This is a genomic window from Enterobacter cloacae complex sp. BZL2005 (assembly GCF_049238885.1).
In the GTDB taxonomy this organism is placed as follows: domain Bacteria; phylum Pseudomonadota; class Gammaproteobacteria; order Enterobacterales; family Enterobacteriaceae; genus Enterobacter; species Enterobacter roggenkampii.
This window is the reverse complement of record NZ_JBMKGI010000002.1, coordinates 183,668-194,989: the sequence shown is the minus strand read 5'-3', so window position 1 is coordinate 194,989 and position 11,322 is coordinate 183,668. Positions and strand designations below refer to the sequence as shown.

The window sequence follows — 11,322 nt, the reverse complement described above, 5'->3', positions numbered from 1 at the left end:
TCCATCATGGATGTTAGGAGACGTTTGTATGTTCATTAATCGCAGGAAGTTTTTATGTGGTGTGGCGATAGCGCCGGTCGCCACAGCTTTAGCAAGCACAGACAAAGAGAGCACGAGTAAGCCTTTTACACCAGGAGACGATATGCGTGTAAATGTAGAAGATTTTGGTTGCTCACCATCAAAAACACCGCAGGAAAATGCTAACTGCCTTAATTCCGCTATTGATAGCTGTATTAGTAATGGTATTAAAAACCTGTATGTTAACAGTGATTTTGTTGTTGATGATGTTACAGTTCCGGTAAGAAATAAAACAAGAATTTTTCTGCATGGCAATGATATTCAGGGTTTATATCGCAGGGCATCACTTAAAGGGAATGAGCCATCAAATTGCAGGATAGGAGGGAATATCCCTGATATATCATTAAAACAGTTCAGTGATGCGGCAAGTCCTGTTGTCGTAATGATGGGCGACTCTCTTAGTGGTTATTCCGTTTCAGACTGCACGCCTCCTGATTCAATGTATGGATGCATTGTTCAGCACATCAAAGAAAAGAATCCGGACACTCAAATAAGATTTTATAATCGTGGCATCGGTGGTCAGGTGTGGGGTAACGCCAACAATCTTCCAGGAGCTTTTCCTGCATGGTATGTAGATCGCCAGAAGCCATGGCTTGACTATGTTAAGGATTTATCTCCTGATTTATTATTTCTTGCGTTCGGGATGAATGATGCGCAGGGTTTTGATGCCCCATCCATGCATGCTGTTATTGCCAAAATAAAATCATGGAGTAAGGTTCCAAGCATTGTCTTCGTAACAACGCCTAACCCTTCAATGTCCACGCTATACGGTAATGGATCGGGTTTCTATGATTATGCCAGTCAGGAAGGAAGGGATTACGTTGCTGGGTATGTAAGGTCATATGCTAAAAGGAATGGTTACGGTTTGCTTGATATCAACAGGCAGACAAACCTGCTGAGAGACGGAAGGGATATTCTGTCGTGCCCAATGACCGTGCAGGAAGTTAAATCTGGATCGTACGCAGCGCCTTCTGATGCGTGCCATGAGTATTATTTTAATGGCAGTGCCTCATCATGGGGAGACAACAGGCCAGTCAGATTTATTGTGGGTGCAGGGTCTCAGGATTGGGTTACCATCAATAAAAATGGTAATCAAATCAATATTGTCGCCCAGACAAATGCCGGTGTTTATGAAAACATAAATTATACAATGCCGGTATCTTCCATCGGAAGTATCAGCCTTTCCGTAACCTCAATAAATATTGTCATTTCACTGGATGGTGAAAGTGAGATTGTAAGATTCAACTGCATTCGGCATGGTGGAGAATTTCATCCAAGAATTAGCTACCCAAACACAGATGATGGCCCATTCAGTAGTTATTATCTGTCCATGGGATACCCTGAAAGGGTGCAGCAAAGCTTGTTTGATGATGATATTTTTGGCACTCCTGGCATTGACGCAAAATCTAAAAAGCCATGGGGTGGTAATGGAGTTAACCATTATTCTTCTCAGGGTGTAGCGGCTATAGTCAGGCCGGTTGTTGAATCTGCAAATATTCAGAGAAGAAGCTACACCATAAAATATTATGATCTGCTTCCTACAGTTCCAAACATCATTGTAGTTGACCCAATATCAGCCGTTCTGAGGTCTGGTGTCGTAACCCTGCAAGGTTCCTTTGGAGTAGGAGGAAGTTCGCCGTCTACTAAAATCACAACCCTGCCAGCGTGGTGCAGACCGAAAAAACAAGTCATGGTGAGTGGAATGAAGATGATTGGAGCTGCATGGTCTCCGGCAATCATCCTCATTGGAGCGGATGGGGCAGTTACATTTTATGAAACAGCGCCTGCTGACCGGGTACAGATAAACGTCACGTACTCTGTTTTGTAATCTTAGAAAAAATGGGGCATACAAAGCTTTGCTTCGGTTGGCAAGGCTTTGCATGTGATGGGGCATGGGTGGGACACAAAACAGCACTCGCTCTAAGGTGAACTTAGACGACTGATGTTTTCGACGACTCTAACCATCTGTTATTTGGTGCGCTCTTGGACGATCTTTGTCGATTATGAAAAATGTATGCTCATATGATGGGGATGCAGGTCTAAGACCTGTCGATCTTCGCTGGCAGCCGCAGCGCTTTAATGCCACAATATTTTTTTCTTCGAATGCAGGAAAGATGATGAAAAAAATAGCAATTGCTGGCGCGCTGCTGGCACTGACCGGGTGCGTTCAGGTCGATAATTATAAAGAGGTGATCAAGCATCCTGTCCCGGCGCATCTGGCGGGATACTGGCAGTCAAAAGGGCCGCAGAGCAAAATGGTCAGCCCTGAAGCGATTGCCACGCTGGTGGTGACGGAAGAGGGCGATACGCTGGACTGCCGTCAGTGGCAGCGCGTGATTGCCGTGCCGGGTAAAATCATGCTGCGTTCAGACAGTTATTACAACGTGACGCGCAAGCTGGATATCTATCCGCTGGAGCGCGATGGCTCGACGCTTGAGTACGACGGGCTGGAGCTGCAGAAGGTCGATCGCCCAACGGTTGAGTGTGCCGATTACCTGAGCAAGCATCCGCTGGAGAGTAAACTACCGTAGCCGTTTGTTGCCGGGTGGCGCTGACGCTTACCCGGCCTACAAAAGTGCCCTCCAGTAGGCCGGGTAAGGCGAAGCCGCCACCCGGCATGGTTTCTACAACGCATCCTCAATTACCCACACGCTTACGCTTCCGCCTTTGCAGGTAAACGTCCCTTCGCCATCCTCCGCCGTGGTGACCGTTTCTTCGCGATTGCCGAGAAAATCACGCCACGTTTTGTTGCCGTAGTTTTCCCCCAGGCAAATTACCTTCTCGCCGTCGTCCCCGTTCGACATCACCACCACGCAGCCGGGATCGTCTTCCGTGCCGCTGCGGCTGAAGGCGATGCAGTTAGGATGGTCAAAAAAGAGCGTCTGCACGCCGTGGGCAAAACGCTGGCGCGCGAGGATCAGCTCGTGGAGCTGCTCAATCACAGGCATATCAATATGGTACGTTTCACCGTCTCCACCCGTATCGTCATAGCTGGCGCCAAAGAGGTCCGGATAAAAGACGCTCGGCACGCCATTTTCCCGCAGCAGGATCAGCGCATACGCCAGCGGTTTAAACCAGGCTTCGACCGGGGCTTCCAGCGCCTGCAAAGGCTGGGTGTCATGGTTTGCGACGAGGGTGACCGCATGAAACGGATCGGCTTCCACCAGCGTGCCGGTAAAGATTTGGCTCATGTCGTAATCCCGGCCCTGACGTGACGCCTCGTGGAATTTCATCTGCAGGGGGGCATCAAACAGCATGGTTTTGCCTTCGACCTGGTCGATATAGGCCTGAAGTTTATCCACCTCATGGGACCAGTATTCCGCCACGATAAAAAGCGGCTGGTCGGCGACCTCCTGGACGTGCTCAATCCACTCTTTGTAAAACCAGGCGGGAATATGCTTGACGGCGTCCAGACGAAAACCGTCGCAGCGCGTCTGTTCCATGACCCAGCGGGCCCAGTATTTGATCTCCTCGGTCACGGCGTGATTGCGAAAGTCGATATTTTCGCCCATCAGATAATCGAAGTTACCCATCTCATCATCAACCTGATCGTTCCAGCCTTCGCCGGTGTAGTCGTTGACGATTTTAAAAATGCCGTCTTCATCGGGGTTTTCAATGTGGTCGACGCCGCTGAAGCATTTGTAGTCCCAGATAAACTGCGAATATTGCCCGGCGCGGGCAGGGAAGGTATAGCGGGTCCAGGCTTCACACTCGATGACCTCATCGTCGATCTGCGTGCGATCCTGCTCGTTCACGCGCTGAACGCGGACGGGCTCTTTTTCATCGGCACCCATTTTGTGGTTCACCACCACGTCCAGCAGTACGGCAATGTCGTTGCGCTTGAGGGCGTCGATGGCTTCCAGCAGCTGCGCTTTGTCACCGTATTTCGTGGCGATACTGCCTTTCTGGTCAAACTCGCCCAGATCGAACAGGTCATAGGAGTCATAGCCGACAGAATACCCGCCTGACGCGCCTTTATAGGCGGGCGGGAGCCAGATCATGTTAATGCCGATTTCGTTAAGATTGGGGGCTAGCGCCGTGACCTCTCGCCACAATTCACCGCCAGCAGGGTAGTACCAGTGAAAACATTGTAACAGGGTGGGGTTTTTCATCATCCTTGCTCCAGAAGCCATTGGCAGACTTCTGGAGTATGGATGAAGAAATCATAGTTGTGTGTCGCGGGTAAAACTTTCTGGGTAAAGAATATTCCCTGACAGCTTTCCATAGGTAGACGTGATGGATTGCTGTTTACCGGTCTGGCCGATGAGATTGCGTAATTCATCCATTCGGGACTGGAGCAGCGCTTTAAGTTCACTCTCATTTTCGAGGATTTTTTTTAACAGGAAACGCGCTTGCTCTACTTGAGCAGGAGGGCACGACGTAATGGGATTACTGGAAATACTTTCCACCAATTGTACGTAATGCATCTCTTGCTCAATGAGCTCATCCCACTTACCGGTATGAGCAAGATTTAGCATCGTTATGCTTTGAGCATGTAAAGCGTGCCATTGACTAAGCGCTGCGCTGGGCATATTCATCAAAATTATCCTGAGATAGAGGACGCATTGGGGCCAATTTGCTTCCACGCATCCGCAATATTGTTTAAAAGGTTTTCAACCTCAACAATTGCCTCAACGTCGTTATGCAAATTCGCAATTAATAACCGTCGAACCATATATTCGTATAAAGACGCCAGATTAATTGACAGTTCTCCCCCAGCCTCCATGTTCAGCGCTGATTTCAATCCGTTGTCGATGATATTGATTGCTTTTGAAAGCGCCAGGCCTTTCTCTGCAAGGTGTCCTGCATCAAGAAACAAGCGCGCTCGGATAAGGGCGCTGTGCGCCCCATCGAAGAGCATGACAATCAACTGGTGAGGGCTGGCATTCATCACCGCGCTTTCCACTCCTATATTTTGATAGGACTGGACACCAGAGGTGTTATACATACTTACTCCTACATTTATGATGATTTAGTGAACTGCTGAGTCAGATAGTTCGCTGTATTGGTCATTTTCGTCACCAGTACGTCCAACTGGGTAAACTGGGCTTTGTATCGCGCCATAGTTGCATCGATAGACGCTTCCATATCATCGTAGCGTTCACTCAGACTCTTAAGTGTTTTATTGATACCGTCTTTGGCATTCTGGATGACCCCGGTTTTACCGACGCTGGTACTCAGCATAGAATCCAGCGTGCTGCTCATTTTAGTGGCCAGCCCGGTGGTTTTTCCATCACCGATAAAGTATTGCTGTACACCAGCAGGGTTGTCTGTTAGTGCCTTTTTCAGTTTATCATTGTCAATTTTCAGGTTACCCATAGTGCCATCGCTACCTTTCGCCGGGTCCTGAGTAATACCTATCTGCGCCATAATCTGTACGGAGCCGCTTTGAATATCCGTCAACATGCTGCGAAGCTGCGCCTGGATGCTACGGACATTACCGTCACCCACTAATGCCCCGTTGCTGGCGGACTGATCTTCACCCGCGTCTACAGCCACATACTTGGTGACGCTGTTGATGGTGGACTGTAGCGAGTTATATGCCGTTACCCAGTCAGAGATCGCTTTCTGATTTGCATCGGTTGCACGGGTAATATCCAGCGTTTCGTCTGCTTTACTCTCCGCTTTGACCGTAAACGTCACGCCCGGCAGCGCATCAGAAATCGTGTTGCTCTGACGCTCGATGATGATGTCATTCACCACCATGATGGCATTTTGTGCTTTCGTCTGTACGGTTAGTGCACCCGTAGCGCTTGCAGAGTCATAACCGATCGCTGCCTGTAAGGTATTGTCGCCGGTGACATTAATGGTCATCTGACCGTCGGTACCCGTTGATTTCGAAGTCAACAACAGACGGTAGTCGCCATCTTTAGCTTTAATAACACTGGCGGTGACGTTGCCGTTCGCTTTGTTAATCGCGCTAGCGATGCCGCTCAGAGACGTGTCTGCGTCAGAGAGCTCAACTTCCAGCGGCTTTTTCGTACCTGGCTGGGTAATTGTAATGGTACGTTTAGCACCGGTTACTTCACCCAATTTTTCAGTATTACTTGAAATAGAGCCGCTGCTCAGGACCTGCGCTTTGGCCATTTGGTTCACGTTGACCGTAAACGTGCCGGTAGAAGCCTCGGTCGAGGTTGTCGCCGTGAACGCGGTATTCGTACTGCTGACAGACGTGGAGTTCCAGGTCGCAGGTTTTGCCAGTGCAGCCGTCGCAGTTTGTAGATTTGTCATGGCGCTCTGCAGCTTACCGTACGCGCTTAATTGCGCATTGTAGGTCGTCTGCTGGGTTGTAATGGTTTTCAGCTTCGTTCTTTCTGCTGTATCTAACTGATTATACAAGTCCCCGAGTCCTGCTGAGCCTATCCCGAGGTTAGTGATAGTAGCCATATCTCTTTTCCTTAAATGCGGTGGTAGAACAGGACTCTTTATCGGCGCAATGGTGGAAAAGTTTACGCCAGAGACAAAAAAATAATCCCTGGAATAGCCACCAGAGGCGGGGGCTTATAGCTGGATTACACCTTGAGGTAAAGAAAAGGGCAACTTACGTCCATGAACGAGAAGTGTTAAACAAACACTGACAGGGCAGAGGATTTGCTTTTAGGATGCGTCACCGCAAAGCAGGTTTGATATATAAACACATATGAATCAATGAAATAATTTTTTTTTGAAATTGATTCTAAAGTCTTTTTGGGACGCGTCGATAACCTTGTTGACGGTGAGAGACGCCGTGAGTGTTAGGCACCGAAACCTAAACCCATTTTTGAAGGAAATAAAATTATGGCAGTTATCAATACTAACCTGTTGTCCCTGACTACTCAGAACAACCTGAACAAATCTCAGTCTTCCCTGGGTACTGCGATCGAGCGTCTGTCCTCTGGTCTGCGTATCAACAGTGCAAAAGATGACGCTGCTGGCCAGGCAATTGCTAACCGTATGACCGCACAGGTTAAAGGACTGACTCAGGCTGCACGTAACGCTAACGACGGTATCTCTGTTGCACAGACTACCGAAGGCGCACTGAACGAAATCAACACCAACTTACAGCGTATTCGTGAACTGACTGTACAGGCAAACAACGATACTAACTCCGGTGATGACCTGGTTTCTATCAACAACGAAATCGTTGACCGCGTTAAAGAAATCAACCGTGTTTCTGCACAGACCAGCTTCAACGGCGTAAAAGTACTGTCTACTGCACAGACTCTGAACATCCAGGTTGGCGCAAACGACGACGAAACCATCGGTATCTCCCTTAAGAAGATCGATTCAACCACTCTGTTCAGCACCGCAGGCCTGACTGGTATCACCGAAGGCTCCACCGGTGCAGCTGCTGTTGGCATCCTGTCAGCCTACACTGCTGCTGCCGGTACCACTGCGACCGTTGCAACTGTTAACACCAATCTGCTGACTGAAATCGACAAAGCAATTTCTGACGTTGACTCCCTGCGTTCAAGCCTGGGTGCGACCCAGAATCGTTTCGAATCTACCGTTAACAACCTGAACAGCACTGTTAACAACATCACTGCAGCTCGTAGCCGTATCGAAGATGCCGATTACGCGACAGAAGTATCCAACATGAGCCGCGCGCAGATCCTGCAGCAGGCTGGTACTTCTGTACTGTCTCAGGCTAATCAGGTTCCTCAGACAGTTCTGTCCCTGCTGCGTTAATCGCTGAGTAACAATCTGTCTAATTAAGCTAAAAAATAACGGGTATTTCACCCGTTATTTTTTTTTGTGCTTTTTATACTGAACGCCCAATCTCAGCCAGACGGTTTAACCTGGATTAATGTGCCTTTATGAAAAAATCACCCGCCACGTCTTTCCCAAATAGTAAACAGGCTATTAATAATTTGCTTAATGAGAAGATGCGTCTTGCTGTGGACTGGTTAACTACCAGCCCACAAGATTCTCTTGCTCTGGTAAATGAGCTAATGGTGAATAATAAGGATAATATCCTGCTACTGGTCATCGCTGGACGCGCTCATCAGAGACTGGGGCAGTTTTTCCAGGCGGGTGAATGTATTGATAATGCACTGAAAATTGACAGGACTAATGTCGAAGCCATCTATGCAAAATCAGATTTGTTATACCGCAGCGATCGTTTGTCGGAAGCAGAAGAATATCTAACGGATGCGATATCTCGTATAGACAAGAGTACCGCCAGGCCGCTGCGTCTGCTTCACGCTACCGTTCTGCAGAAAGCAAAAAAATATGAACAGGCACAGGCGCTTTATAAGCAGTTAACTACGGAAATGCCAGCTAACTGGCTCTACTGGAATAACCTGGCGATTGTCCAACAAGACCTGAGCCAGTTCAACGAGATGGATGAGGCGTACCAGCACAGCTGTGAAGTCTCAAAAGATAACCCTACGCCTTATTTTAACCGTATCGTTGGTGCGCACTATAATCCGGAGCGCAGCGCCGCAGACATTCTTGAATTGTGTAAAAACTGGCAGGAAAAGTTCCCCCCGCGCTCGGTTAAGCGTGCGGTTGCCAAAAATAAAGCACCAGATAAATGTCTGCGTATTGGTTTTGTCTCGGATGGTTTGCGCATGCATCCGGTCGGGCAGATGATTGTGATGGGGCTGGAGCACATTCCCGCCTCCCAGATCGAATTCTACGCCTACAGCACCAACTATCAGGAAGATCACCTGACCCATCGACTGAAGCGCATGTGCGCCAGTTGGCGAGTCGTTGAGCATGTTGGCGCCGCCGAACTTGATAAGATTATCCGCGATGACGAGATTGATATTCTGTTCGACCTCTGCGGATACAACGCTAACAGCCGTATGCAAACCTTCCAGCTGCAGCCTGCGCCTATTCAAATCAAGTGGGTAGGGGGGTTAATCAGCAGCACCGGGCTGGCCGGCATGGACTACCTGCTCAGCGACTCCATCGAAACGCCGGAGTGGGCGGATTCACTGTATACTGAAAAGTTGATCCGTATGCCGGATGACTACATTTGCTACGACCCGCCTTTCTATCTGCCGCCTGTCAGCGATATGCCGGTTAAATCCAAAGGTTACTTTACCTTCGGTTGTTTTAACAATGCGTCTAAGATCAATGACCTGTTATTGAATCAGTGGGCGGTGTTACTACACAGCGTCCCGGACTCCCGACTGTTTCTGAAAAGTTTTAACTTTGATAACGAAAACCTGAAAGAGCGTATTCTTAGCACTCTCGAAGGGCATGGCATTTCGCGCGATCGTGTTCGTATTGAAGGGATGGCACCGCACCACGCACTTCTGGCGTGCTATAGTGATGTTGATATTGCCCTTGATCCCTGGCCGTACTCTGGCGGGCTGACCACCTGTGAAGCCCTTGCGATGGGGGTGCCAGTGGTCACGTTACCTGGCCCGACCTTTGCCGGACGCCACTCAGCTTCGCACCTTGTGAACGCTGGCCTGCAGGAACTGGTCGCCTCTGACTGGCAAAACTTTATCGATATTACCGTGGGTCTGACGCAAGACTTATCCAGCCTGGAGATTATTCGCAGCAATATACGTGAGATTTTGCTCGCCTCCCCAGTCTGCGATGGTCAGCGTTTTGCGAAACACTTTGCTGACGCCATGCGTGCAGTATGGCAACGCTACTGCGAGGGCAAAAAGCCTGAGGCGCTCACCTTACATCATGGCGAAGCTCCGTATTTCCATGATGATAATGAACCCGTAGTACTGCAGATGCCTGGAGGTGCCGCGACCGTGGAAAAAAGAGTCGAAAGTAAAGATTTCTCGTTCCAGTTGGCGGGCAGAATTATGATGATGGATTTCGGTGGCAGTTTTGCCATGAGTAAGAAATTTATCAGTCTGACTGAGCTGGATTCATTCTTCTTCGTTATCATGGATACGCTTGGGGTGATAAATGATAATCACCTGCCACCGCGCCGTAAATCAATCCAACATATCAAACTGCATGCGCTGGGCAATGGCGAATTGACGCCAGTCTATATGTGCTTGGATAATCAACTTAGCAGTACGTTGAAACCTATTGCTGATGCAGGAAATTCGGGAGCAGAAATTCTGGTTGCACTACAGTCACAGTCATCAAAACTCGATAATATTCATGGCCTAGAAAAACTTGAATTATTAGCGCTGGATAATAAGTTCGATCTTAAACCTGTTTTTGAGTTTGGCTCACACATTATTCAGGGGTGTTTGGCTGTTGATGTGCGCATCAGTTTTGTCCAAACGCATCAGGACCAAATGTCGTTTGAGGCGATCTCGTCCTTGCTCAGTGATTATGGGTTGGTATTCCACGCCTTTAATGAAATTGAATACGAAAATCCTGTCTCACACCCTAAATTTGGTGACATAGCATCTTCTAAAATGCTATCCGCGAAGGCGCTGTTCATTCCAGATGAAAAACGGTTGCATATCCTTGATAAAAGCCAGAATGAGAAATTAGCCTTCATTCTTCATTCAGTTTATGACATGAAAGATGCGGCCTGGCATGTGCTTTCAGCAACCTCATATGAACGTGCTGAGGATTATCTTAATAGTCTGAACGGTGAAGAGAGTAAAAGCACAGGACCAGTTTTCGAGACCGCAAAAACGATTATTCCGGTTATGCCAAGAATGTCACAAAGTGAAATCGCGTTGTTTGAAAAACATATCAAACAAGCCGAGGCATACTTTGAGTTTGGTAGCGGAGGGTCGACAAAGCTGGCTGCACGCAACAATGTTGCTGTCTATGGCGTTGAAAGCGATAAGTTCTGGGTCGATACTCTGCATAAAGAGACCGGTGAATTGTGCAAAGTTGAATATGTTGATATCGGTCCAACCAAAGAGTGGGGCTATCCGGTGGATGACTCACATCAGGATAAATTTGCCGATTACAGTGCGGCTATCCTCAAATATGATCAGCCTTTCGATCTTATTCTGGTGGATGGACGCTTCCGTGTGGCCTGCACTTTAAACGCCATCAAGCATACGCTTGAAAAGCAGAAAAACACGGCTGATACCCGCATCTTCATTCCTGATTTTTGGAACCGTTCAGATTATCACGTCGTGCTTGAATTTCTCGAGGCTGTAGACATCGTGGAAAGCACAGGTGTTTTCCGTTTAAAACAAAACATCAATAAACCTGTACTGGATAGTATGCTTAAGCAATATATGTTTGTTGCAGCTTAAACCAATGAAGGGCGGTTAAAGGCCGCCCTTCATCCGTTTCCATTAACAATTAAGGGAAGTAAGGCCGATTTATGAGTAACTTCATCAGGTTATAGGGAATTATTGCCGCTATTTT

At 48.1% G+C, this 11,322-nt stretch carries 8 protein-coding genes; 4 read left to right on the top strand and 4 right to left on the bottom strand.

Translation table 11 applies throughout. The annotated features are described in order from the left end of the window. The first annotated feature begins 28 nt into the window (after window positions 1-28). Both ACOTXI_RS05310 and yedD read left to right on the top strand, forming a co-directional pair. Window positions 29-1,906 carry an SGNH/GDSL hydrolase family protein gene (locus ACOTXI_RS05310; RefSeq protein ID WP_421633919.1) on the top strand — a complete coding sequence of 626 codons (1,878 nt, stop codon included), beginning with the start codon at window positions 29-31 and terminating at the stop codon, window positions 1,904-1,906. Window positions 1,907-2,195: 289 nt separating this feature from the next. Then, entirely contained in the window at window positions 2,196-2,609 is a 414-nt protein-coding gene (gene yedD / locus ACOTXI_RS05305; RefSeq protein WP_023293875.1) for a lipoprotein YedD, read from the top strand. A gap of 93 nt (window positions 2,610-2,702) precedes the next feature. Here the strand turns inward: yedD and amyA are convergent, their stop codons facing one another. Genes amyA through fliD form a run of 4 tightly spaced genes read right to left on the bottom strand, consistent with a single transcriptional unit; the run spans window position 2,703 to window position 6,465 of the window. After that, window positions 2,703-4,190, bottom strand: coding sequence for an alpha-amylase (gene amyA, locus ACOTXI_RS05300; RefSeq protein WP_058654179.1), 1,488 nt, complete (start codon window positions 4,188-4,190; stop codon window positions 2,703-2,705). Between the two features lie 51 nt (window positions 4,191-4,241). Beyond that, window positions 4,242-4,616: a flagella biosynthesis regulatory protein FliT gene (gene fliT, locus ACOTXI_RS05295; RefSeq protein WP_103786983.1), complete on the bottom strand. Its 375-nt coding sequence runs from the start codon at window positions 4,614-4,616 to the stop codon at window positions 4,242-4,244. A 5-nt stretch (window positions 4,617-4,621) separates the two neighbouring features. Beyond that, window positions 4,622-5,026 carry a flagellar export chaperone FliS gene (gene fliS, locus ACOTXI_RS05290; protein ID WP_058654152.1) on the bottom strand — a complete coding sequence of 135 codons (405 nt, stop codon included), beginning with the start codon at window positions 5,024-5,026 and terminating at the stop codon, window positions 4,622-4,624. 14 nt (window positions 5,027-5,040) lie between these two features. Further along, window positions 5,041-6,465 carry a flagellar filament capping protein FliD gene (fliD, locus tag ACOTXI_RS05285; RefSeq protein WP_058654151.1) on the bottom strand — a complete coding sequence of 475 codons (1,425 nt, stop codon included), beginning with the start codon at window positions 6,463-6,465 and terminating at the stop codon, window positions 5,041-5,043. A gap of 390 nt (window positions 6,466-6,855) precedes the next feature. On the opposite strand from fliD, the gene ACOTXI_RS05280 reads away from it, so the two are divergent. Together ACOTXI_RS05280 and ACOTXI_RS05275 are read left to right on the top strand one after the other, a co-directional pair. Then, complete coding sequence (locus tag ACOTXI_RS05280) at window positions 6,856-7,746, top strand: flagellin (protein ID WP_058654150.1); 891 nt, start codon at window positions 6,856-6,858, stop codon at window positions 7,744-7,746. 128 nt (window positions 7,747-7,874) lie between these two features. Beyond that, on the top strand, window positions 7,875-11,207 hold the full coding sequence (locus ACOTXI_RS05275; protein ID WP_084831977.1) for a hypothetical protein: 3,333 nt from the start codon (window positions 7,875-7,877) through the stop codon (window positions 11,205-11,207). The last annotated feature ends 115 nt before the right edge of the window (window positions 11,208-11,322 follow it).

Excerpts from the sequence above, each read along its gene's own strand:
- ACOTXI_RS05310 (WP_421633919.1), top strand. The coding sequence starts at position 29 with ATGTTCATTAATCGCAGGAAGTTTTTATGTGGTGTGGCGATAGCGCCG.
- yedD (WP_023293875.1), top strand. The coding sequence starts at position 2,196 with ATGAAAAAAATAGCAATTGCTGGCGCGCTGCTGGCACTGACCGGGTGC.
- amyA (WP_058654179.1), bottom strand. The coding sequence starts at position 4,190 with ATGAAAAACCCCACCCTGTTACAATGTTTTCACTGGTACTACCCTGCT.
- fliT (WP_103786983.1), bottom strand. The coding sequence starts at position 4,616 with ATGAATATGCCCAGCGCAGCGCTTAGTCAATGGCACGCTTTACATGCT.
- fliS (WP_058654152.1), bottom strand. The coding sequence starts at position 5,026 with ATGTATAACACCTCTGGTGTCCAGTCCTATCAAAATATAGGAGTGGAA.
- fliD (WP_058654151.1), bottom strand. The coding sequence starts at position 6,465 with ATGGCTACTATCACTAACCTCGGGATAGGCTCAGCAGGACTCGGGGAC.
- ACOTXI_RS05280 (WP_058654150.1), top strand. The coding sequence starts at position 6,856 with ATGGCAGTTATCAATACTAACCTGTTGTCCCTGACTACTCAGAACAAC.
- ACOTXI_RS05275 (WP_084831977.1), top strand. The coding sequence starts at position 7,875 with ATGAAAAAATCACCCGCCACGTCTTTCCCAAATAGTAAACAGGCTATT.